21 protein-coding genes are annotated in these 23,335 nt (G+C 71.6%); 14 read left to right on the top strand and 7 right to left on the bottom strand.

Going from position 1 to position 23,335, the window contains the following annotated elements; all coding sequences use genetic code 11:
* The first annotated feature begins 15 nt into the window (after positions 1-15).
* Complete coding sequence (locus DEJ47_RS07090) at positions 16-1,581, top strand: APC family permease (RefSeq protein WP_150165998.1); 1,566 nt, start codon at positions 16-18, stop codon at positions 1,579-1,581.
* Positions 1,582-1,712: 131 nt separating this feature from the next.
* On the opposite strand, the gene DEJ47_RS07085 is transcribed toward DEJ47_RS07090, so the two are convergent.
* Positions 1,713-3,110, bottom strand: a complete 1,398-nt coding sequence (locus tag DEJ47_RS07085) for a gluconate:H+ symporter (RefSeq protein ID WP_150165996.1) — start codon at positions 3,108-3,110, stop codon at positions 1,713-1,715.
* A gap of 49 nt (positions 3,111-3,159) precedes the next feature.
* Positions 3,160-3,675 carry a gluconokinase gene (locus tag DEJ47_RS07080; RefSeq protein ID WP_150175474.1) on the bottom strand — a complete coding sequence of 172 codons (516 nt, stop codon included), beginning with the start codon at positions 3,673-3,675 and terminating at the stop codon, positions 3,160-3,162.
* 138 nt (positions 3,676-3,813) lie between these two features.
* Here DEJ47_RS07080 and DEJ47_RS07075 point away from each other — a divergent pair, with 138 nt between their 5' ends.
* Positions 3,814-4,515: a FadR/GntR family transcriptional regulator gene (locus DEJ47_RS07075; protein ID WP_150165994.1), complete on the top strand. Its 702-nt coding sequence runs from the start codon at positions 3,814-3,816 to the stop codon at positions 4,513-4,515.
* Positions 4,516-4,553: 38 nt separating this feature from the next.
* The gene (locus DEJ47_RS07070) at positions 4,554-4,961 is read left to right on the top strand and encodes a YchJ family protein (protein ID WP_150165992.1); all 408 of its coding nucleotides are present in this window, start codon (positions 4,554-4,556) and stop codon (positions 4,959-4,961) included.
* 33 nt (positions 4,962-4,994) lie between these two features.
* Here DEJ47_RS07070 and DEJ47_RS07065 read toward each other — a convergent pair whose 3' ends face one another.
* Entirely contained in the window at positions 4,995-6,272 is a 1,278-nt protein-coding gene (locus DEJ47_RS07065) for a lipase family protein (protein WP_150165990.1), read from the bottom strand.
* Between the two features lie 390 nt (positions 6,273-6,662).
* Between DEJ47_RS07065 and DEJ47_RS07060 the strand changes: the two genes are divergently transcribed.
* Complete coding sequence (locus DEJ47_RS07060) at positions 6,663-9,542, top strand: peroxidase family protein (RefSeq protein ID WP_150165988.1); 2,880 nt, start codon at positions 6,663-6,665, stop codon at positions 9,540-9,542.
* Complete coding sequence (locus tag DEJ47_RS07055) at positions 9,529-10,908, top strand: hypothetical protein (RefSeq protein ID WP_150165986.1); 1,380 nt, start codon at positions 9,529-9,531, stop codon at positions 10,906-10,908. The genes DEJ47_RS07060 and DEJ47_RS07055 overlap by 14 nt, the downstream gene beginning before the upstream one ends.
* Before the next feature lie 14 nt (positions 10,909-10,922).
* Here DEJ47_RS07055 and DEJ47_RS07050 read toward each other — a convergent pair whose 3' ends face one another.
* Complete coding sequence (locus tag DEJ47_RS07050; protein ID WP_150165984.1) at positions 10,923-12,485, bottom strand: acetolactate synthase large subunit; 1,563 nt, start codon at positions 12,483-12,485, stop codon at positions 10,923-10,925.
* A gap of 73 nt (positions 12,486-12,558) precedes the next feature.
* On the bottom strand, positions 12,559-13,596 hold the full coding sequence (locus DEJ47_RS07045; protein ID WP_150165982.1) for a GlxA family transcriptional regulator: 1,038 nt from the start codon (positions 13,594-13,596) through the stop codon (positions 12,559-12,561).
* Between the two features lie 52 nt (positions 13,597-13,648).
* Here DEJ47_RS07045 and DEJ47_RS07040 point away from each other — a divergent pair, with 52 nt between their 5' ends.
* The 8 genes from DEJ47_RS07040 (at position 13,649) to DEJ47_RS07010 (ending at position 20,316) form a co-directional block, all read left to right on the top strand.
* Positions 13,649-14,068 (top strand): cupin domain-containing protein, encoded by a 420-nt coding sequence (locus DEJ47_RS07040; RefSeq protein ID WP_150165980.1) that lies wholly within the window; start codon positions 13,649-13,651, stop codon positions 14,066-14,068.
* Between the two features lie 14 nt (positions 14,069-14,082).
* A complete protein-coding gene (locus tag DEJ47_RS07035; protein ID WP_150165978.1) occupies positions 14,083-14,784 on the top strand; it encodes a bleomycin resistance protein in 702 nt (233 codons plus the stop codon).
* 100 nt (positions 14,785-14,884) lie between these two features.
* Positions 14,885-15,037: a hypothetical protein gene (locus DEJ47_RS36340; protein ID WP_190415310.1), complete on the top strand. Its 153-nt coding sequence runs from the start codon at positions 14,885-14,887 to the stop codon at positions 15,035-15,037.
* The gene (kdpF, locus tag DEJ47_RS07030; RefSeq protein WP_033264828.1) at positions 15,034-15,123 is read left to right on the top strand and encodes a K(+)-transporting ATPase subunit F; all 90 of its coding nucleotides are present in this window, start codon (positions 15,034-15,036) and stop codon (positions 15,121-15,123) included. The genes DEJ47_RS36340 and kdpF overlap by 4 nt, the downstream gene beginning before the upstream one ends.
* An 8-nt stretch (positions 15,124-15,131) precedes the next feature.
* Positions 15,132-16,796, top strand: a complete 1,665-nt coding sequence (kdpA, locus tag DEJ47_RS07025) for a potassium-transporting ATPase subunit KdpA (protein ID WP_150165976.1) — start codon at positions 15,132-15,134, stop codon at positions 16,794-16,796.
* Positions 16,793-18,952: a potassium-transporting ATPase subunit KdpB gene (gene kdpB, locus DEJ47_RS07020; RefSeq protein WP_150165974.1), complete on the top strand. Its 2,160-nt coding sequence runs from the start codon at positions 16,793-16,795 to the stop codon at positions 18,950-18,952. The genes kdpA and kdpB overlap by 4 nt, the downstream gene beginning before the upstream one ends.
* A 7-nt stretch (positions 18,953-18,959) precedes the next feature.
* Positions 18,960-19,628, top strand: a complete 669-nt coding sequence (locus tag DEJ47_RS07015) for a potassium-transporting ATPase subunit C (protein ID WP_150165972.1) — start codon at positions 18,960-18,962, stop codon at positions 19,626-19,628.
* Between the two features lie 4 nt (positions 19,629-19,632).
* Positions 19,633-20,316 carry a response regulator gene (locus tag DEJ47_RS07010; protein WP_150165970.1) on the top strand — a complete coding sequence of 228 codons (684 nt, stop codon included), beginning with the start codon at positions 19,633-19,635 and terminating at the stop codon, positions 20,314-20,316.
* Between the two features lie 33 nt (positions 20,317-20,349).
* On the opposite strand, the gene DEJ47_RS07005 is transcribed toward DEJ47_RS07010, so the two are convergent.
* Entirely contained in the window at positions 20,350-20,706 is a 357-nt protein-coding gene (locus tag DEJ47_RS07005) for an effector-associated constant component EACC1 (RefSeq protein ID WP_150165968.1), read from the bottom strand.
* Positions 20,707-20,848: 142 nt separating this feature from the next.
* Between DEJ47_RS07005 and DEJ47_RS07000 the strand changes: the two genes are divergently transcribed.
* Entirely contained in the window at positions 20,849-21,892 is a 1,044-nt protein-coding gene (locus tag DEJ47_RS07000) for a glucokinase (protein ID WP_190415308.1), read from the top strand.
* 4 nt (positions 21,893-21,896) lie between these two features.
* On the opposite strand, the gene DEJ47_RS06995 is transcribed toward DEJ47_RS07000, so the two are convergent.
* The gene (locus DEJ47_RS06995; RefSeq protein WP_190415306.1) at positions 21,897-23,273 is read right to left on the bottom strand and encodes a glucose-6-phosphate dehydrogenase; all 1,377 of its coding nucleotides are present in this window, start codon (positions 23,271-23,273) and stop codon (positions 21,897-21,899) included.
* Positions 23,274-23,335 lie beyond the last annotated feature (62 nt).

Below are 23,335 nucleotides of genomic sequence, written 5' to 3'. Positions count from 1 at the left end.
AAGGACAACCGCGCCATGGCGACGGGAAGTTCGAGCCCGAGCGGAACCAGATCACCCGGCGGCCCAGCGGGCGGCACCGGCATCAGTACGTACAAGGGCGAGGAGCAGGCGCTCCGCGCGGGCCGGCTCGGCACCGCGGGTCTGCTGCTCTCCGTGCTCGCCGCGACGGGACCCCTGATGGTCGTCGCCGGCGTCATGCCCACCACGTACGGCGTGATGGGCATCGTCGGACAGCCGCTCCTCTTCCTCATCCTCGGCGTCGTCCTCGCCCTCTTCAGCCTCGGATACGCCGAGATGAGCCGCCACGTCCACAACGCCGGCGCGTTCTACGCCTACATATCCCGTGGCCTCGGCGGCACCGCGGGCGCGGGCGCCGCACTGGTCGCCCTCGTCGCCTACAGCGCCCTCCAGGCGGGCCTGTACGGGCTGCTCGGCTTCGAGGTGTCCGGGCTCCTCCAGACGTACTTCGACGTCGAGGTCGCCTGGTGGATCCCGGCGCTGGCCACTGTGGCCCTCGTCGGCGTCCTGGCGTGGATGAAGATCGACCTCAACGCGCGCGTGCTCGGCGTGCTGCTCCTCATCGAGGTGGCGCTCGTCGTCATCTTCGACATCGCGGCCGTCGTCGACCCGGCCAAGGAGGGCCTGTCCCTCCACGCGTTCAACCCGGACACGCTCACCGGCGCGGGCGTGGCCACCTCGCTCTGCTTCTGCATCGCGGCCTTCACCGGCTTCGAGCAGGCCCCCGTCTACGCGGAGGAGACCAGCCGCCCGCAGGTCGTCGTCGCCCGCGTGATGTTCTTCGCCGTCGGCTTCGTCGCCGTCTTCTTCGCGCTCAGCTCCTGGGCGCTGACGGTCGCGGCGGGCCCGTCCGGCATCGTCCCGGCCGCCCGGGAACAGAGCGCGGGGCTGCTCTTCGGTCTCACGGAGTCCCGGCTCGGCGGCACCTTCACCGATGTGCTCCACGTCCTCTTCGTGACCGGCATGTTCGCGGCGATCCTCAGCTTCCACAACGTCGTCGCGCGGTACGCGTTCGCGATGGGCCGCGAGGGGCTGCTGCCCGCAGCGTTCGGCCGCACGAACACGTCCACGGGCGCGCCGGGCACGGGTTCGCTGCTCCAGACCGTCGTCTCCGTCGTGGTCGTGATCGGCTTCGCCGTCGCCGACGACGGCAAGGCGGGCGATCCGACCGCGCCCGTCCTGCACCTGTTCACCTGGGGCGGCAACATCGGCGCGCTCGGCGTGATCCTGCTGATGGCCACGGCGTCCGTCGCCGTCATCGTCTTCTTCGCCCGCAGGGGCGCGGCCCGCGCGCAGGCCTGGCGCATCGCGGCCTCCGCGCTCGCCGCGGTGGGCCTCCTGGTCATCGCCGGCTACACCGTCAAGGACTTCGACATCCTGGTCGGCGCGGGCCCCGACTCCACCCTGAGCTGGGCGCTGCCGGGCATCATCTTCCTGGCGGCGGTGGTCGGCGTCGCGTACGGGGCGATCCTGCGGGCCAGGAACCCGGAGGCGCACGCGAGGATCGGGCTGGGCAACGAGGCGTTCCAGCTCGAGAAGGCGTCGTCCTCGCCGGGCGCGTAACGGTTCCACGGGGCTCGGTCGGTCACCGGCTCAGCCGAGTTCGTCCTCCATGGCCGGACGGGCTCAATGATCCGCGGCCGCGCCGGAGATTCCGGCGCGGCCGCGGTCCTCCGGGGTTCCCCCCCCCGCAGCTAAATGATCAGGGACAGCAGCAGCACCAGACCGCCCGCCACCACGGAGATGATCGTCTCCATGACGGACCACGTCTTGATCGTCTGCCCCACGTCCAGGCCGAAGTACTCCTTGACCAGCCAGAATCCCGCATCGTTGACGTGCGAGAAGAACAGCGAACCCGCACCGATGGCGAGGACGAGCAGGGCCGTGTGCGAGGTCGACATGTCCGCGGCCAGCGGAGCCACCAGGCCTGCCGCCGAGATCGTCGCCACCGTCGCGGAACCCGTCGCGAGCCGGATCGCCACCGCGATCAGCCAGGCCAGGAGCAGCGCCGGGATCGACCAGTCCTTGGAGAAGTCCAGAATCATCTGGCCCACGCCGACGTCGATGAGCGTCTGCTTGAAGCCGCCGCCCGCGCCCACGATCATCAGGACGCCCGCGATGGGGGCGAGCGACTTCTCGACGGTCGTCGAGAGCCGGTCCTTCGTGAAGCCGGCCGCGCGGCCCAGCGTGAACATGCCCACGATCACCGCGGCGAGCAGCGCGATCAGCGGCGACCCGATGACGTCGAAGACCCGCTGCACGGTGGCCTCGGGGTCGTCGACCACGATGTCCACCAGCGCCTTGGCCAGCATCAGGACGACGGGCAGCAGCACGGTCGCCACCGTCGCGCCGAAGCCGGGACGCTTCTCCAGGTCCTCCGAGGGACGCTGCGGAATCATCTTCTCGGGGGCGGGAACGTCCACCCAGCGCGCCGCGACCTTCGAGAACAGCGGCCCGGCGATGACCACCGTCGGGATCGCGACGAGGACGCCGAGGGCGAGCGTGACACCGAGGTTGGCCTTGACCGCGTCGATCGCGACGAGCGGGCCGGGGTGCGGCGGGATGAGCCCGTGCATCACGGACAGACCGGCGAGGGCCGGGATGCCGATCCGCATCAGCGAGTAGTTGCCGCGCTTGGCGACCATCAGGACGACCGGGATCAGCAGCACGATGCCGACCTCGAAGAAGAGCGGCAGACCGATGACGGAGGCGATGAGCACCATCGCCCACGGCATCGCGCGCCCGCCCGCCCTGGCGAGGATCGTGTCGACGATCTGGTCGGCGCCCCCGGAGTCCGCGAGCAGCTTGCCGAGGATCGCGCCGAGCGCGATGAGCACGCCCACGCCCGCGACCGTCGAGCCGAGCCCGGCGGTGAAGCTGGCGATGGCCTTGTCGAGCGGGGCGCCCGCGAAGGCCCCGAGCGCGAGCGACCCGACGGTCAGCGCGAGGAACGCGTGCAGCTTGAACTTGGTGATGAGCAGGACGATGACGGCGATGCCCGCGAGGACGGCGATCCCCAGCTGGGCATGGCCCGCCGAGGTGATCGGCTCGACGGGATCCGCTGCCAGCATCTCGACGCTGAGATGGGTCACGGTGCTTCCTTGTGCGTGATGGTGGTGGTGCGGTGCGGGGGCGCAGGACCTAGTCGAGGTCCCGCAGGGCCACGACCGCCCGGTCGGCGATCTCCTCGGGCTCACCCGAGACATCGACGTCGACGCCCGCCTCATCCGCCCCGAGAGGCTGAAGCGTGGCGAACTGGGAGTCGAGCAGCGCCGTGGGCATGAAGTGGCCCTGCCGGTGCGACATCCGGTTCTCGATGAGGGCCCGGTCACCGGTGAGGTGGACGAAGACGACGCCGGGCGCGGCCGCCCGCAGCCGGTCGCGATAGCTGCGCTTCAGCGCGGAGCTGCTGACCACCCCGCCGAGCCCGGACCGCCCGTGCGCCCAGGACCCGATCGCGTCGAGCCAGGGCCACCGGTCGTCGTCCGTGAGCGGCGTGCCGGACGACATCTTCCGGATGTTCTCCGGCGGGTGGAAGTCGTCTCCCTCGGCGTACGGAACGCCGAGCCGGTCCGCGAGCAGGGGGCCGATCGTGGTCTTGCCGGTCCCTGCCACGCCCATGACCACGACGACGTGGGGGGTGCGCCGTTCCTGCATCGCGTCCTGCCTCGCTGTCTTCATCGACATCGGTCGGTTGTTCACGTCACTGAAACTCATTAGGTCCGACAAATTCAAGAGCCTGTGACATAAAAGTCTGACTTATTCTCCGCGTCCGGCTCCTCGTAGGCTTCCGTCATGACCGCACAGGCCCGAGGGCTGCACTCCCGCGTACTGGAAAGCCTCGGGCCCGCCATCACCGCGGGCGAGTACCCGCCGGGCAGCGTGTTGCGCACCGACGAGCTGGCCCAGCGCTTCGAGGTGTCCCGCTCCGTGATGCGGGAGGCCGTCCGGGTCCTGGAGTCCATGCACCTCGTCGCGTCACGGCGCCGCGTGGGCGTCACCGTGCTGCCCGCCGAGGAGTGGAACGTCTACGACCCGCAGGTCATCCGGTGGCGGCTGGCCGGCGCCGACCGGCCGCGGCAGCTGCGCTCCCTGACCGTCCTGCGCTCCGCCGTCGAGCCGGTCGCCGCCGGGCTCGCCGCCCGGTACGCCACGGCGGCGCAGTGCGCGGAGCTCACCGAGTGCGCGCTCGGCATGGTCGCCCACTCCCGCGGACACCAGCTGGAGGGCTACCTCAGGCACGACGTCGCCTTCCACCGGGTCATCCTCAACGCCTCCGGCAACGAGATGTTCGCCCGGCTCGGCGACGTCGTCGCGGAGGTCCTCACCGGACGCACCGCGCACCAGGTGATGTTCGAGGACCCCGACCCGCCCGCCGTCACCCTGCACGTCCGGGTCGCCGAGGCGGTCAGGGAGGGCGACGCGGTCCGCGCCGAGGCGCTCACGCGGGAGATCGCCCTCGGCGCCCTTGAGGAGCTGGACATCCTCGCGCCCTGAGCCCACGACCTCGGGAAAGGTCGGCGACAATGGGCTCCATGTCCCGACGCGCGCCACGCCCCACCGCCACGTCCTGCCCCTGCGGGCACCCCCTGCCGTACGAGAAGTGCTGCGGCAGGCTGCACCGCGGCGAGGCCACCGCGGCCACCCCCGAGGAGCTGATGCGCTCCCGCTACAGCGCCTTCGCCGTACGGGACGAGGGCTATCTGCTGCGCACCTGGCACCCGCGGACCAGGCCGCCGCGCGTCGAGTTCGACCCGGCGCTGCGCTGGGTGGGCCTGGACGTCGAGGCGACCACGGAGGGCACGGCGTTCCACACCACCGGTACGGTCACCTTCCGGGCGCGCTACACCGACAGCGGGCGCCCGGACTCCCTGCACGAGAAGAGCCGGTTCGAGCGGGTCGACGGGGCATGGGTGTACGTCGACGGCACCTTCATCGACTAGGCCGTACCCCGCACCCCCGCCGGGCGGCGCCGCTCACAGCACGTCCCCGAACTCGCTCAACACCCCTGGCGGGGTCAGCGCGTTGACGTAGTGCCCCGGCCCGTGATCCTCGAACGAATACGTGAACGGAATCGTCCGCGTCAACGCGAGACGCGCCGCGAAGAACGCCAGCGGCGCCACCACCGCGAGTCCGGCGAGGCTGTCCATCTGCGGATAGTGCAGGCCCGGGTCGCTCACCTCGGCCCAGCCGCCGTCCCGCGGCCCCCGCGCCAGCTCGGTCAGCGAGCGCCCGGCCGCCCGCGCCCTGCGGCCCGCCATCCGGCGCAGCTGCCCGCGCAGCAGGTCGCCCGGGAGCGACACCGCGTCGATCGCCGTCTCGGCGGCGAAGGCGAGCGTCCCCTCCGCCACCCCGCGGGGCCTGCGGTAGTGCAGCTCGCGACCGAAGGGGGCGTACGGCCCGACGGGCCGCGGCGGCAGCGCGGGCACGACGTCACGGTCGAAGATGTAGCGCAGCAGCCGGTCGCGCAGCACGTACTCGCCTCGGTGGTCGGTGGCCCGCGCGCACGCGTCGGCGAAGTCGGGCCCGCCGAGCAGCGGCTGGCCGAAGGTGTAGACGGCCCGCAGCCGTTCGGCGACGGAGCGGTAGCGCTCCTCGTGGGCGAGGACGACGCCCATCAGCGCGGCCATCGCCCCGCCGAGGCTGTGCCCGGTGATGTACAGCGCCTCCATGCCGTCGCCGCGTACCCCCTTCTCCTTCGGGTCGACCGACTCGCCGCGGGCCGCCCGGTCGAGGGCCTGCATGATCAGGTGCCGGGTGGCGCGCATGTTGCGGTAGAAACCCGCGTGCACCTCGTGCCGCTCGCCCGCCAGGTCCACGCAGAGCGTCTCGGGGCGCACGTCGGCGTCGGTGAGGATGCTGATGATGTCCTCGGGCTGGGTGCCGCGGTAACAGAGGATCACCACCCGGCGGTCCTTGTCCTGGATCAGATACGCGGCCGACGCGATGTACATGGCGTCCACCCGCTGCTCGAAGACCCGGCAGCGGTTCTCCTCCAGGCCCAACCTCGACATGATCATGGCGACGGTGCGCGGGTCGCCGACCCGGCCGACACCGGCGTACGCGTACGCGGCGCACGTCGCCATGGTGTGCGGGACGGGCCCCACGGTGTCCGGCAGGCCCTTCTCCGCGGCCAGCAGGTCCACCAGGTCGCGGTGGACGGGGAAGGCCGGGTGCCCCGGCGCGCCCCCGGTGGGCTCCTTGAACGGGCGCAGCTCCGCGAAGCTCGGCCCCCTGGCGAAGTCGTCCCGCATGGCGTTCCCCCCACGACGAGCGGTGGCTGCACCGGAGCTGCGAGCACACCACCGGCCCGGCACACCGTCAACTCACCGGTCCTCCGGCGGTCGGCACCCGACGGGACTTGGCCATCGCCCGCGCCCCGCGCGTGGGACTGATGGGAACCCAGACGCACACGGGGTGTGAACGGAACACCCGCCGTCGCCCGCCGCACCCGGGGCAGCCCGATCCACGGGCCCAAACGCCCTGGCCCGCCCGCCAGTTCGAGGCACTCGGCGGGCCCCGCACATAGGCGGGAACCATCGCTGCGGCCGACCGGAGCCGCCAGTAGCGTCTGCCTGCCCCCTGTCCCGTACGCAGTACCGCCACCAGCCGTGCGAAGGAACGTGCGAAGGAAGAGGCGCCCGATGGCCGACACCGGACAGCACCAGCAGAGTCACGAGCGATACATGGGCGGCAGCCCGGAAGCCGAGCGCCGGATCTTCGAGCGGCTGACCAAGGAACTGATCAAGGTCCAGGAGAAGAACCGGCGCGCGGCCCGGGCGGCGGACATCGGCCGCGTCCAGCACGAGAAGGCCGCGCTCGGCGTGGAGAACGCCCGGCTGCGCTTCCACGACGACCTGCCCGACACCCTGCGCTGCGGCTTCGCCCAGCCCGGCGCCCAGTACCCGGCGACCGTACGGCTCTCCAACGCCGGCGGCATCCGGCAGGCCGACGGCGCCCCCGACCTGCGCGGCGCCGCCGTGCGCGTGACCGTCTCCACCGAGGAGCACCACGACCTGCTCGCCACCAACCACCCGGTCTCGCACGCCCGCGACGCCCGCGAGTTCGTCGCCTTCGCCAAGGCCATGGCGGGCGCGACGACCCGGCTGCACAAGGCCGTCGCGCTCTTCGTCGAACTCCCGCTCACCGTCGGCCTCGCCACCGCCACCCGGATGCGCCGCAACATCCAGGCCGCCACCCGCCGCACCGTGCACAGCCTCGCCGCCGAGACGTACTGGAGCCGCAGCGCCATCCTGTGGGGCGAGGCCGGACCGGTCCGCTACCTGCTGCGCCCCGCGGGCGGCGCGGCCACCGCCAGGTCCGACCCCGAGCGCCGCGACCCGCAGTACCTGCGCCGCGAGCTGGAAACCCGGCTCGCCCGGCAGGACGTCACCTTCGAACTGTGCCTCCAGCGGTACGTCGACGAACGCCGCACCCCCGTCGAGGACGGCTCGGTGGAGTGGCTGGAGTCCGTCGCCCCCGCCGTGCCCGTGGCCACGCTCACCATCCCCAGCCAGGACCTCGACACCGCCGAGGCGCGCGCCGCGGGAGGCCGCGTGGAGGTGATGGGCTTCAACCCCTGGTTCACCACCGACGACTTCCGCCCGCTCGGCAACCTCAACCGGGCCCGCAAGTCGGCGTACGAGGCGAGCGCCGCCCACCGGCACGGCCTGCGCTTCGTCACCGAGGAGCCGCTGCGCAACAAGCTGCTCGGCATACCCACCGACACGGCCCTCCGGCTGCTCAACCGCTACGTGCCGTGGCACAAGCTGCCCGTCCAGGCCGGCCTGCTCAACCTCGTCTTCCTCCGCAAGGCGCTGCGCCGCTTCAACCTCATCGACACCGACGTGTACGAGGCGCCGCCGAAGACCATGCCCGTGCCCGCCCCGGTCGACGAGCAGCTGCGCACCGTCCGCTCCTACGACGGGACGTACAACGACCTCTCCAGGCCGGCCATGGGTGCCGTCGGCGCCCCCTTCGGACGCAACCTCAAGCCCGTGTACCGGCCCGACCTCTTCGACGTCCCCAACCCGGTCACCGTCAGCCGCGAGCTGCTGCACCGCGACACGTTCCTGCCCGCGACCTCGCTGAACGTCCTCGCCGCCGCCTGGATCCAGTTCCAGGTCCACGACTGGGTCAACCACCGCCGCCACAAGCCCGGTGGCAAGTCCGTCGAGGTGCCGCTGCCGCCCGGCACCACCTGGTACAACACCCCGGGCGGGCCCGCCGAACGCGTGATGCGCTTCGCCGACAACGAAGGCGTCGAACTCCCCGGCGACCAGCCGCCGATCCTCTTCGCCAACACCGCGTCGCACTGGTGGGACGGCTCCGAGGTGTACGGCGAGAACGAACACACCGCGAGGTTCCTGCGCGAGCCCGACGGCGGCGCCAAACTCCGCCTGGAGGAAGGCCATCTGCCGCTCGGCCCGAACGGCGTCCCGCTGACCGGCTTCGCCGAGAGCTGGTGGATGGGCCTCAGCGCCATGCACACCCTCTTCGCCCGCGAGCACAACGCCGTCTGCGACGCGCTGCGGCAGGCCTACCCGTCGATGAGCCAGGAGAGCGTCTACCACACCGCGCGTCTCGTCGTCTCCGCGCTCATCGCCAAGATCCACACCGTGGAGTGGACGCCCGCGATCCTCGCCACCGAGGCCATCGACATCGGCCTGCGCACCAACTGGGAGGGACCGCCGAGCAGTTGGCTCAACAAGCTCGGGCTCTGGCTGTTCGAGTCCCACTCGCTGACGGGCATCCCCAAGACGTTGCCGGACCACCACGGCACGCCGTACTCCCTGACGGAGGACTTCGTCACCGTCTACCGCATGCACCCGCTGATCCCCGACGACTTCGAGATGCGCGAGCACCGCTTCGGACAGCGCCTGGAGACCCTCGGCTTCCACGACATCCAGGGCTCCGCCGCCGAGGCCGCCATCCGCAAGACGGGCCTCGCCGACACGCTGTACTCCTTCGGCATCTCCCACCCGGGCGCCATCACCCTGCACAACTTCCCGCGCGCGCTCCAGCACTTCGAACGCGACGGCGAGATCATCGACCTCTCCGTCGTCGACCTCGTCCGCACCCGCAGGCGCGGCGTGCCCCGCTACAACGACTTCCGCGCAGGCCTGCACAAACAGCGCATCCGCCGCTTCGAGGACCTGTCGCAGGACCCCGAGACCGTCGCCCGCCTCAAGGACGTCTACCGCTCCGTCGACGAGATCGACACCGTGGTCGGCCTCTTCGCAGAGAACCCGCCGCACGGCTTCGGCTTCAGCGACACCGCGTTCCGCATCTTCATCCTGATGGCCACCCGGCGGCTGCAGAGCGACCGCTTCCTGACCGTCGACTTCCGCCCCGAGATCTACACGCCGCTCGGCATCGACTGGGTCCAGAAGGGCGGCATGAACTCCGTCCTGCTGCGGCACTGCCCGGACCTCGCGGGCCTGCTGCCGCGCGGCGCCAGCGCGTTCGCGCCGTGGCGGCAGGTACAGGCGATGAGCGACAGGGGCGAGCGTGCGGGCGGCTGACGGCGACCCCGGCCACCCGGGCCTCGCGGACCTGTTCGCCAGGCCCCTCCTGGAGACGGTCTGGCGCCGCCGCACCCACCGGGTGAGCCGCGGCGCCGCCGTCCCCGCGGGCTCGATGAGCTACCGGTCGCCGCACGAGCCGCGGCCCCTCTCCGAATTGGAGGAGGCGGTGCTGATCGCGCTCACCGGCTGCACCGGCCTCACCATGCCGGACCGGCCCTTCGACGACCCGCGCGACGGCAAACCCATCATGGCCAAGCCCAACATGACCATGGCGGGCCGTACCGCGGGCAGCCCCGACAACGCGCAGGGCACGCACTTCTTCCTGATCAACGACTCGGGCACGTACTTCCTGCGCAGGCTGGACCCGGCCCCCTCCACACCCCTCGACGCCACGGCCCTGCTGGAGCGGGCGCGACAGGCGAAGGTCCGCGTCCTCGACCACCGGCTGGACGTCGCCGATGGCCTGCGCGACTTCCCCGCCTACCTCGACTCCAACCGCTTCCTGTCCAACCTCCCGGGGACGACCCTCCTCTTCCCCGTCGTGGACCTCTCCCACCAGTACATCAACGCGCTGATGTACCTGCTCACCCAGCCGGACGACGTCCGCCCCACCGTGGTCGACGACCGCAACTTCTACCGCCCGGCGGGCGTGAAGAAGTGGGTGAGGAACGGCTTCCTGAACGGCGACATCAAGCTGCCGCTGGGCGCCCTCGGCCCGTTGCGCACCCAGATCGAGGCCGACCTGCTCCTGCAGAACCTGATGCTGACCGCGGAGGCGATGGGCCTCGGCGCGTGGATCCACGCCTCCATCAACCCGCAGATCGCCCTCGGCGACCCGAAGTTCTCCCGCGCCTACGGCCGCATGCTCGGCTTCACCTTCGTCACCCCGCGCTGGCGCCCGCAGGACGCGTGGCGCTGGCACGTCCCGCTGCCCAAGTACGCCGACCTGCGCTCCCACCCCGTCGGCCTGCGGTCTCCGGAGGGCGAGGCGCTCATCGAGGCCGCGTGCCCGCCCGCGCACCGCACGATGGCGTCGGCGGTCGACGCGGTCATCCGCGCCAAGTTCGGGCCCGGCGGAACGTACGGCGACAAGGACGTCTTCACCCGCATCTACAAGGAGGGGTACGGGCAGCGGTACCTCGCGGAGGCGAGCGAGTACGAGGACCGGGTCGTCGGCTGCGCACGGGACATCTGTACGTACATCCTGCGCACGCACCGCCGCTTCCCCGCGCACACCGACGCGATCCACGTCCCCGGCGTCTGGCTCCAGGTCCACCACGTCGAGTCCGAGTACTACGACCGGTTCTTCGCCGACGGCCTGACGGACGCACACCGCGACCACGAAGGGCTGTGGGACACCTGACACCCGCTTGAGCCCTACGCCAGCGGCGGCACCACACAGGCGATCAGGAAGGGCCCGGGTTCCGCCAGGCCCCGCTTCAGCAGCGCCGCGAACTCCTCCGCCGTGCCCGCCCGTTCGGCGGGAACCCCCATCCCGCGTGCCAGCGCGACGAAGTCGAGGGGCGGCCCCGACAGGTCGAGGAGCCTGCGGGCCCGCTCCCCGCCCGCGACCGCGCCCACCGCGCCCAGTTCCAGATTGAGGATCGCGTACGACCCGTTGTCGAAGACGACCGTCGTGACGTCGAGCCCCTCCCGTGCCTGCGTCCACAGCGCCTGGAGTGTGTACATGGAGGCGCCGTCGCCGACCAGGGCGAGCACGGGCCGGTCGGGGCAGGCCACCCCCGCCCCCACCGCGACCGGCAGCCCCTGCCCCATGGCACCGCCCGTCAGCGTCAGCCAGTCGTGCGGCGGCGCGCCCGCCGTCGCGCCCGGCAGCCACAGCCCGGAGGTGTTCGCCTCGTCGACGACGACGGCGCCCTCCGGCAGCAGCGCCCCGATCACCCCGGCCGCCGACTCGGCCGTCAGGCCACCGCTGGGCAGCGCGGGCCGTACCGCCTCCTCCCGCACGTGCCGCGCGCCGGGCCCGACCACCTCGGCGAGCCCTTCGAGCGCCGCCGTCACGTCCTCCGCGCCGGCCGCCAGCGTATGCACCGCGCACCCCTGCGGCACCAGCGCGCCGCCCTGCCCGGGATACGCGAAGAAGGTGACCGGCGACGCGGCACCGGCGAGCACCAGGTGCCGTACGCCCGCGAGCTGTCGGCTCGCGCCGGCCGCCAGGTACGCGAGCCGCTCCACGGCGGGCCGCCCCGCGCCCCGCTCCATGCGGGCGGGAAAGGTCTCGCCGAGCAGCCTCGCGCCGGTCGCCGCGGCGATGCGTCCCGCCGCCTCCAGACCGGCCCCGCGCACGGCGTCCCCGCCGAGCAGCAGCGCGGCGTCCTCGCCGGACCGCAGGGCCCCGGCGGCGCCCGTCACGGCGTCCACGGAGACGAGACCGTGCCGCGCGGGGGCGGGACGGGCGGCGGCCGGTGCGTCGCCCGCCTGCGACCAGGACACGTCGGCGGGCACGACCAGCGTCGCGACGGCGCCGGGCGGACCGGTCGCCGCGGTGACGGCGGCGGCGACGTCACCGGCGAGTTCGGTGGCGTAGTAGGTGCGCCGCGTCCATGCCGAGACGGTGCGGGCGAGCGCCCCGATGTCGGACTCCAGGGGCGCGTCGAGCCGCTTGTGGTGCAGGGCGTGGTCGCCGACGACGTTGACGACGGGAGTGGCGGCCCTGCGCGCGTTGTGCAGGTTGGGCAGGCCGCCCGCGAGGCCGGGGCCGAGGTGCAGGAGCGTGCAGGCGGGGCGCCGCGTCATGCGTCCGTAGCCGTCGGCGGCGCCCGTGGCGACGCCCTCGAAGAGGCAGAGCACGGGCCGCAGTTCAGGCGTCTCGTCCAGGGCGGCCACGAAGTGCATCTCGGAGGTGCCGGGGTTGGCGAAGCACGCGCGGACGCCTCCGTCCACGAGTCCGTTGATCAGGATCTGCGCTCCGGTCGGCATGGCGGTCCGCCTCTGCTCGGTGGCGAGGGCGCGCGGTGGGCGACGGCGCCCGGCGCGTGGGGGAGGCCAGTCTTCACGGGGTGCGGGCCATGGCGGCAGCCGGGATCCGGCCAGCCGGTACGGGCGCCCCGGGTCCGAACCTGCGCCGGTAGCCGGACGGGCTGAGCCCGGTCTCGCGGCGCAGCCGGGCCCGCAGGTTGGCGGCGGTGCCGAGGCCGCTGCGGTGCGCGACCACGTCGAGGCGCTCCTCGCCGCGCTCGATGAGTCGGCAGGCCAGCGCCACACGCTCACCCGTGAGCCAGGCCAGCGGGGTCGTGCCGAGCTGGGCGCGGAAGCGGCGGTGCAGGGTGGCGGGGCTGACCCCGGCGCGGGCGGCGAGAGCGGTCACGGTCACGGGTTCGCCGAGCCGCTCCCGCGCCCAGGCGAGGAGCGGCGCGAGGGACTCGTCCCGGACGGTGGGCACCGGCCGTTCGATGAACTGCCGCTGCCCGCCGTCGCGATGGGCGGCGAACACGAGCCGCCTGCTCACGGAGCACGCGACCTCCGCACCGAAGTCCGTGCGCACGATGTGCAGGCCGAGATCGAGGGCGGCCGCGCTGCCCGCCGCGGTGAGGATGTCGCCGTCGTCGACGAACAGCACGTCGGGTTCGAGCTGAACGGCCGGAAACCGCTCCCGGAAGGAGTCGGCCCACTGCCAGTGCGCGGTGGCCCGCCGCCCGTCGAGCACCCCGGCCTCGGCGAGCGTGAACGCCCCGCTGCAGAACCCGACCAGGCGGGCGCCCCGCGCGTGGGCGCGGCGGACGGCGTCGAGGACGGCGGGGCGGCGCGGTACGTCGGTGTCCGGCCGGTTGGGCACGATCAGGGTGTCGGCGGAGTCGGCGGCGTCGAGTCCGGCCACGCCGGTGAGCGTGAAGAAACCGTCCCGCATCGGGGTGCCGGGTCCGGGCGAGCAGAGCGTGAAGTCGTACAGCGTGCGGCCGAGTTCGGGCCTGCGCAGCCCGAAAACCTCCGTCGCGCAGCCGAGTTCGAAGGGGTTGGAGTTCTCGTCGACGATGACGACGACGCGGTGCGGCGGTCGCGCGGCGGACGAGTGCGAGGATCCTTGCGCCATGTGCGATTTCTAGCACTCGTGGCGGCGGTGGGCCACGTCGCAAGATCACGGCATGAACACCGAACCCGGCAACGCGTCCATTCCCCGGCCCATCGCGCTCGACCGGGCCTTCGCCTCCTTCGACGCCCTGTGGAGCCCCCGCATCGTCACCTCCGTCAACGACTACGACGTCCGCGTCGCCAAGGTCGAGGGCACCCACGTCTGGCACGTCCACGACGACACCGACGAGTTCTTCCTCGTCCTCGGCGGCGAGCTGCACATCGACCTGCGCGAGCCCGCGGGGGAGCGCCGGGTCACGCTCCCGCAGGGCTCGCTCTTCACCGTCCCGCGCGGTATCGAGCACCGGCCCCACGCACCCAAGGGCGCCCGCATCCTCCTCTTCGAGCCCACCGGCACCCCGACGGTCGGCGACCGCCACGACGAGATCCCGGACCACGTGGACGCGACGACAGGAACGCCTATTCAAATTTGACTAGACTGGGCGGCATGCCCGAGAAGATGATTCCGCTCCTCCCGTGCCGCACCGTCCAGCCGGTGGTCGACTTCTACACCGCCCTCGGCTTCGAGACGACCTTCTTCCAGAAGAGCCCCTATCCGTACGCCGCCGTCGAGCGCGGCCGCATCGAGCTGCAGTTCTTCGCCATGAAGGAGTACGACCCCCAGCAGTCCTACTCCGGGTGCTACGTCGTCACGGACGACGTCGAGACGCTGCACGCCGCCTTCCGCGCCGGTCTCAAGGCGGCGTACGGCAGGATCCCCACCCGCGGCCTGCCCCGCATCGGGCCGCTCAAGGACATGTCGTACGGCATGCGCCAGTTCCTGATGACCGACCCCGGCGGCAACAGCATCCGCGTCGGACAGCGGATCAGCGAGGACCGGTCGATGCGTCCCGCGCCCAAGGAGACCTTCGCGCGGGCCCTGCACATGGCCGACCTGTTCGCCGACTCCAAGGAGGACCTGCCCGGCGCCGCGAAGATCATCGACAGGGCCCTCGGCCGCACCGACGAGCACCCCACCCCCGTACAGGAGCTGCGCCTCCTGGTCCTGCGCGGCGACATCGCCCGCCGCCTCGGCGACGAAGGCCTGGCCGAGCGGCTGCTGACCCGCGCCGCCGACCTCCCGCTCACCGCCACGGAGCGGGAATCCGCGCGGGACGCCCTGGCGCGCCTGGCCGAGCTGCGGGAGTAGCGGCCCGGCCCCGGACGGGCGCGGACCGGCACCCTCCGTATGGGAGCCGTCAAGACGGCCGAACGCGCCGTATGGAGGGTGTCAACGCCGGCCGTGGACGGTGAAAAGGACGGTTACCTCTAACCGTCCGAGCAACTACTGCACCGTCCACTTCCTTCAGGAGCTCACGATGGCCGACGTGGCCTTCGTCGTCACCACGCTCGCGCTCTTCGCGCTGGTGGCCCTCGTCGCCAAGGGGGTGACGAAGCTGTGACCGCCGAGAACATCGTCGGCCTCGTCGTGGCCGTCGCCCTCCTTGGCTATCTCGTCCTCGCCCTCGTCTTCCCGGAGAGGTTCTGAGTACGGATATGAGCCCCGTTCTTGCCGGTGTGCTCCAGCTGCTCGCCCTCGTGGCGGCGCTCGCGCTCGCATACCGTCCGCTCGGCGACTACATGGCCCGCGTCTACAGCTCGAAGAAGCACCTCCGTGCCGAGAAGTGGATCTACAAGGCCATCGGCGCCGACCCCGACACGGAGATGCGCTGGCCCGCGTACCTGCGCGGCGTCCTCGCCTTCTCCGCCGCCGGCGTCCTCTTCCTCTACCTGCTGCAGCGGCTCCAGGGCTCGCTGCCCGGCTCGCTCGGCTTCAAGTCCATCGACCCGGACCAGGCGTTCAACACCGCGGCGTCGTTCGTCGCGAACACCAACTGGCAGTCGTACTCCGGCGAACAGGCCATGGGCCACGTCGTGCAGACCGGCGGTCTCGCGGTCCAGAACTTCGTCTCGGCCGCCGTGGGCATCGCCGTCGCGGTGGCCCTCGTACGCGGCTTCGCCCGGTCCCGCACCGGTGAGCTCGGCAACTTCTGGGCCGACCTCGTGCGCGGCACCGTCCGCATCCTGCTCCCGATCTCCGTGATCGGCGCGCTCGTCCTGGTCGCCTGCGGCGCCCTGCAGAACTTCTCCGGCATCCACGAGGTCGGACAGTTCCTCGGTACGAAGCAGGAATGGAACGGCGGCGCCGTCGCCTCGCAGGAAGTCATCAAGGAACTCGGCACCAACGGCGGCGGTTACTTCAACGCCAACTCCGCCCACCCCTTCGAGAACCCCGGCCCGGTCTCGAACCTCTTCGAGATCTTCCTGATCCTGCTCATCCCGTTCGCACTGACGCGGACCTTCGGCAGGATGGTCGGCTCGCTCCGGCAGGGCTACGCGATCCTCGCCACGATGGCGACGATCTGGCTCGGCTTCACCGCGCTGATGATGTGGACCGAGTTCCACCACGGCGGCCCGGCCTTCGACCTCGCGGGCGGGGCGATGGAGGGCAAGGAGAACCGGTTCGGCGTCGCGGGATCGGCGATCTTCTCCGTCGCCACCACGCTCACCTCCACCGGCGCGGTGAACTCCTTCCACTCCTCGTACACCGGCTTCGGCGGCGGCATCCAGCTGCTCGGCATGCAGCTCGGTGAGATCGCGCCCGGCGGCACCGGATCCGGCCTTTACGGCATGCTCGTCATGGCCCTCATCGCCGTGTTCATCGCCGGACTGATGGTCGGCCGCACCCCCGAGTACCTCGGCAAGAAGATCGGCACCCGCGAGATCAAGCTGGCCGCCTGCTACATCCTCGTCACCCCGGCGCTCGTCCTCGGCTTCACGGCCGTCGCGATGGCCCTGCCCACCCCGGGCGACTCCATGACGAACACCGGCGCCCACGGCTTCTCCGAGATCCTCTACGCCTACACCTCAGGGGCCAACAACAACGGTTCGGCCTTCGCGGGCCTGAACGCCGACACGCAGTGGTTCAACAGCACGATCGGGCTCGCGATGCTGCTCGGCCGCTTCCTGCCGATGGTGTTCGTCCTCGCGCTCGCCGGGTCGCTGGCCGCGCAGCAGCCGGTTCCCGAGACGGCGGGGACCCTGCGCACCGAAAAGCCGCTGTTCACCGGATTGCTGGTCGGCACGATCATGATCATCACCGGTCTCACCTATTTCCCCGCGCTCGCGCTGGGACCGCTTGCCGAGGGGCTCGCGTCATGAGCACAGACACCGAGAAGCACCAGGCCGACGACCGGAACGAAGGGTCGCTCGCCACCGCGGACCGCGCCCCGCACCAGGACGTCCCCACGGGGCACAAGCCCGCCGACGGCGACTCCGGCAAGGTCGGCGCGGGCCTCTTCGACCCGGCGCAACTCCTGAAGTCACTGCCGGACGCCTTCCGCAAACTGAACCCGCGCGTGATGGTCAAGTCGCCCGTCATGTTCGTCGTCCTGATCGGTTCGGTGGTCACCACCGTGCTCGCGCTCAAGGACCCGGGGGACTGGTTCGGCTGGGCGATCACCGCCTGGCTCTGGCTGACCACCGTCTTCGCCAACCTCGCGGAGGCCGTCGCCGAGGGCCGCGGCAAGGCGCAGGCCGACACCCTGCGCAAGGCCAAGACCGACACCGTCGCCCGCCGCCTCTCCGGCACCGCCGAGGAGTCCGTGGCCGGCACCGACCTGCGCATCGGTGACCTCGTCGTCTGCGAGGCCGGCGACATCATCCCCGGCGACGGCGACGTCGTCGAGGGCGTGGCGTCCGTCGACGAGTCCGCGATCACCGGCGAATCGGCGCCCGTCATCCGCGAGTCCGGCGGCGACCGCTCCGCCGTCACGGGCGGCACGAAGGTCCTCTCCGACCGCATCGTCATCAAGATCACGACGAAGCCCGGCGAGACGTTCATCGACCGCATGATCAACCTGGTCGAGGGCGCGGCCCGCCAGAAGACACCCAACGAGATCGCCCTGAACATCCTCCTGGCGTCCCTCACCATCGTCTTCCTGCTCGCCGTCGTCACCCTCAAGCCCTTCGCGATCTACGCGGGCGCCGACGACCAGACCTCGATGATCGTCCTCGCCGCGCTCCTCGTCTGCCTGATCCCGACCACCATCGGCGCCCTGCTCTCCGCGATCGGCATCGCGGGCATGGACCGCCTGGTCCAGCGCAACGTCCTCGCCATGTCCGGACGGGCCGTCGAGGCCGCGGGCGACGTGTCGACGCTGCTCCTCGACAAGACCGGCACCATCACCCTCGGCAACCGCCGGGCCGCCGAGTTCGTGCCGGTGCGCGGCACCACCGAGGCAGAGGTCGCCGACGCCGCGCAGCTCTCCTCGCTGGCCGACGAGACGCCCGAGGGCCGCTCCGTCGTCGTGCTCGCCAAGGAGAAGTACGGCCTGCGCGAGCGCCACCAGGGCGAGCTGACCGGCGCCGAGTGGATCGAGTTCACGGCCCAGACCCGCATGTCCGGCGTCGACATCGACGGCCGCAAGGTCCGCAAGGGCGCGACCGGTTCGGTCATGGCCTGGGTCGAGGAGCGTGGTGGAGAGGTCGCCGAGGACGCGCAGGAGATCAACGACCGGATTTCCCAGGCCGGCGGCACGCCGCTGCTCGTGGCTCTGGAAGACGCCGACGGGGCCCGGGTCCTCGGGGTGATCCACCTCAAGGACGTCGTCAAGGAAGGCATGCGCGAACGGTTCGACGAACTGCGCCGCATGGGCATCAAGACCGTCATGATCACGGGTGACAACCCGCTGACCGCCAAGGCCATCGCGGACGAGGCGGGCGTGGACGACTTCCTCGCCGAGGCCACGCCCGAGGACAAGATGGCGCTGATCAAGCGTGAGCAGGCCGGCGGCAAGCTGGTCGCGATGACGGGCGACGGCACCAACGACGCCCCCGCGCTCGCCCAGGCCGACGTCGGCGTCGCCATGAACACCGGCACCTCCGCCGCCAAGGAGGCCGGGAACATGGTCGACCTCGACTCCAACCCGACGAAGCTCATCGAAATCGTCGAGATCGGCAAGCAACTCCTGATCACCCGGGGCGCGTTGACGACCTTCTCGATCGCCAACGACGTCGCGAAGTACTTCGCGATCATCCCCGCGATGTTCGCGGTCGCCTACCCGTCGCTCGACAAGCTCAACATCATGAACCTGTCGTCGCCGGAGTCCGCGATCCTCTCCGCCGTCGTCTTCAACGCCCTGATCATCGTCGCGCTCGTGCCGCTCGCCCTCAAGGGCGTCCGGTACCGGCCGATGAGCGCGGACAGGATGCTGCGGCGCAACCTCGGCCTCTACGGCCTGGGCGGGCTCGTCGCCCCGTTCATCGGCATCAAGATCATCGACGTATTCATCTCCCTCATCCCCGGCATTGGGTGACGCAGCCATGAACAACTCCGTAGGAAACACCGCCCGGCTGATCGGCGCCGGCCTGCGCGCCCTCCTCGTCCTCACCGTCATCTGCGGCGTCCTCTACCCGCTCGCCGTGACCGGCGTCGCCCAGGCCCTGTTCCACGACAAGGCCAACGGCTCCGAGGTGACGGCGGACGGCAGGACCGTCGGCTCCGAACTCATCGGCCAGCGCTACGACCTGCCGCTGAAGGAGGGCCAGGAGACGGCCGAGCCCGACCTCAAGTGGTTCCAGCCCCGCCCCTCCAACGGCCTCGGCGAGAACAGCGTCAACACGCGGTACAAGCTGCTCCTGTCCGGCGCCACCAACCTCTCCGGCGCCAACAAGGAACTGATCAAGCAGGTCGAGGACGCCAAGGCGGCCGTCATCAAGGACAACTCCACCCCCGGCCACCGCGTCAGCCCCTCCGACGTGCCCCCCGACGCCGTCACCTCCTCGGGATCCGGCCTCGACCCGCACATCTCCCCGGCGTACGCGGACCTCCAGGTCCGACGCGTGGCCGCCGAGAACCACCTGCCCGTACGACAGGTCCAGGAGCTGGTCGACGACCACACCGACGGACGCACCCTCGGCTTCATCGGCGAGCCGCGCGTCAACGTCCTCCAGCTCAACATCGCCCTGAAGGAACTCACCGGCAAGGGGTGACCAGATGACCCGGGTGCTGGTCGTGGAGGACGACACGCAGCTCGTACGGGCGCTCGTGATCAACCTGAGAGCCCGTCAGTACGGGGTGGACGCCGCCCCCGACGGAACCACCGCGCTGCGCCTGACGGAGGCCCGGCAGCCGGACGTCGTCATCCTCGACCTGGGCCTGCCCGACATGGACGGCATCGAGGTGCTCAGACTCCTCCGCGGCCGCACCCGCGCGCCGGTCCTGGTCCTCACCGCCCGGCGTGCCTCTGCCGAGAAGGTCGTGGCGCTCGACGCGGGCGCCGACGACTACATCACCAAGCCGTTCGGCATGAACGAGCTCCTCGCCCGGCTGCGGGCCGCCGTCCGCCGCACCCAACCCGTCCCGGCCGGACGGGAGACCGCCGTGATCGCCACCGACGGCTTCACCGTCGACCTGGCCGCCAAGAAGGTCACCCGCGACGGCCGCGACGTACGCCTCACCCCCACGGAGTGGCAGCTCCTGGAGATCCTCATCCGCCACCCGGGACGCCTCATCACCCAGCGGCAGCTGCTGCTCGACGTGTGGGGCCCGTCCCACGGCACGAAGACCAACTACCTGCGCGTCTACATGGCGCAGCTCCGCCGCAAACTGGAGACGGACCCCTCCCGGCCCCGGCACCTCGTCACGGAGCCGGGAATGGGGTACCGGTTCGATAACTGACCACGGACGGGGGCGCATGCGGGCAGCAGGGCGTCAGGGTGCCGGGTCCGCGTCCCGCAGCACCGTTCGGATGAATTCCTCGGCACCCGAGATCTGCTCCGCGTCGATCTCCACCTCCTTGCCGTCCGGGTGCCGCACGACGATGGAGAGGTTCGCGCGCCGCTGCTTGATCCAGAGCTGCGCGGACGCCACCAGGGCGGCGACCGTACCGCTGCTGACCGCCGTCAGGACGAGCTCCGACACGGCCCCCATCTGGCCGGGCTCCGGCGCCGCGCCCGCGAGCCCGACCCGGCCCCGCAGGTCGTCCTCCCGCTGCAGCCAGGCGTGCAGATCCCGCACCAGCGCCGCGTCGGACCCCGCAGGACCCCTCACTTCGATCCGTACCGACATGACCTCACCGCATCCGTTCCCGCGTCCGTGCGCACGTCTCCGTGTGTCCGTGTCCGCATGGACGTCTCGTCATACTGTGCCCCACGACAACTCGGCCCGTACGGGGGAGAATTGGGCCGACCCGAGACGAAGTGGTGAGGCAGTGCGCACAACGGTGGCCGCGTTCGACGTGGGCGGTACCCATTCCCGGCTCCGCGGCGGCCGGGCCGGTGAACCGGAGTACGGGGAGTGGAAGGTGCGCACCGCCGACTTCCCGTCGCTCGGGGACCTCGTGACCGCGACCCTCGGCGCGGCGGGCCTGCGCCCCGAGTCCGTGGTGCTCGCGGTCGCGGGCCGCGTCCCCGCGCACGGCAACGTACAGATGACGAACCTGCCGCACTGGCCGCTGTTCGAGAGGGACGCGTTCGCGGCCGAGCACGGCATCCGGCTCCGCGTCGTCAACGACATGACGGCCACCGCGCACGGCATGGCGGACCTCGGACCGGACGAGGTGCGTCCGCTCACCCGCCACGACGCCGCCTCGCACGCGGACGAACTCCTCGCGGTCTCCGTGGGCAGCGGCGTCGGCAGCGCGCTCCTCGACGGGGGCGGGGAGGTGCGCACGTCCGAGTCGGGGCACGTCACCTGGCAGCCGGTGGACGCGTTCGAGGCGGGTTACCTCGCCTTCCTGCGGTCCGGGAGCGGGGGGATCGGCGGGCTCGCGGGGGTCGTCACCGTCGAGGAGTCCATCGGCGGGCTCCGCGGCTTCGACCGGATGTACGACTACGTGTGCCACGCGACGCCGCCGGCCCCCGGCCTGCACGCCGGGGTGACCGAGGCACGGCGGACCGGCGCGGCCGTGGCGCCCCTGATCACCGCGGCGGCCCTGGCCGGCGACCCGTGCGCCCGCGAGGCCGTCCGGCTCTTCGCCGCCCTCTTCGGCCAGTACCTGCGCGACATGGTCCTGGTGTGCATGCCCGCGGGCGGCGCCGTCACCCTGACGAGCGGAGTGCTGCAGGCGCCCGGCGTCGCGGAGTTCCTGTGCGCGGAGACGGCGTTCCTGGACCGCTTCATCAGCCCGGGAGCCTGCCACCACGACCTGCTCGCGGAGGTCCCGGTCCGACTCGCCCTCGACCCGCTGGTGGGCGTGCGGGGCGCCTACCGGCTGGCGACACGGGACGCGCTGGGGGAGGGGCAGGCTCCGTGAAGACCTAGAGCGGCGCGCACCACCCGTCGGCCCCGGGCAGCCCCGCCGCCTCCTCCGGACCCCACGAGCCGCGCGCGTAAGGCAGCGGCGCGTCCCGCACGTCCAGCGCCGGGGCCACGATGCGCCACGACTCCTCCACCGTCCGCATCGACACGAACCGGCCCGTCCTGCCGTGGATCGCGTCCGCGAGGAGATGCGTGTACGCCTCCCACGAGGGCCCCGCCGCCTCCAGATCGAAGGCCAGATCCACCGGCATCGGCCCGGGATCCGCCCCGGGCCTGCGCGCGTTGACGGTCAGCACCGCCCCGCCGTGACCGCCCAGCCGGAACCGCAGACGCGCGGGCCCAGGATCCTCGCCGGCGAACCAGAGCCGGCGCTCGGCGGGCACGAAGTCCACGACCACCTCGATCGCCGTCGCCGCCATGCCCTTGCCCGAGCGCAGCAGGAACGGCACACCGCGCCAGCGCTCGGCGTCGACGTCCAGGCGCAACGCGGCGAACGTCTCCACCGCCGAGTCGCGGGCCACCCCCGCCTCCGCCCGGTAGCCCGCGTACTGTCCGCGCACCAGCCGTCCCGGCTCGACCGGGCGCACCCGGGCGAGTGCCTGCGCGATCCGCTCGCGGAAGGCCTCCGCGGTGCCGTCGGCGGGCGCCTCCATCGCCACTGTCCCGACGAGTTGCAGCAGATGGCTCTGGACGACGTCACGGACCGCGCCGATCTCCTCGTACAGAGAGCCGCGCGTGTCGACACCTCTGCTCTCGCAATGCGTGATCTGCACCCGGGAAATGGTGTTCCTGTCCCACGCGGCGGCGAGAAAGGGATTGCAGAAACGGAAAGCCAGGAGATTTTCGACCGCTTCCTTGCCGAGGTAGTGATCCATTCTCAGGACGGAGTCGGCCGAAAACACCTTCAGCAGCGATTCGTTCAGCGCCCGCGCCGAATGAAGATCGTTGCCGAAGGGTTTCTCGACGAGCACGGAGCCCGGCGGAAGGCGCACGGCTCCCATCGTCGCGATCGTCCCGGAAGCCAGCGGGGGCGGGACGCCGAGGAAGTACACGGAACGGTCCGCGGCGCGCAGCGCCCGCGCCACCTCGTCCATGGTGTCGCGCCGCGCCGTGTCCCCCTCGATGTAGCAGGTCCTGGCCAGCAGTCCGTGGACCGTCACCCCGTCCGAAGGGCCGCACATGTCGTGGACGGCCGACGTCACGAACTTCTCGAAACCCTCCCTGCCGAGACCGGGCAGACCGACCGCGACGATCAAAGGCGAACACTGTTCGGAAAACGGGAGTGACAGACGATAGAGGGCGGGCCAGAGTTTTCGTCGCGCCAGATCACCGGTCGCGCCGAAGAGAACCAAGGCATCTGACGATGCGTTCGCCACGCACCCTCCCCAGGAAGAACCCGACGCCCGCGAGAATACCCAAGCCACCCCTCCGGGACACG

Origin of the sequence: Streptomyces venezuelae, assembly GCF_008642355.1 — a bacterium.
GTDB classification, from domain to species: domain Bacteria; phylum Actinomycetota; class Actinomycetes; order Streptomycetales; family Streptomycetaceae; genus Streptomyces; species Streptomyces venezuelae_B.
Note: the sequence above shows the minus strand (reverse complement) of the source record. Positions and strands in the feature narration are given on the sequence as shown.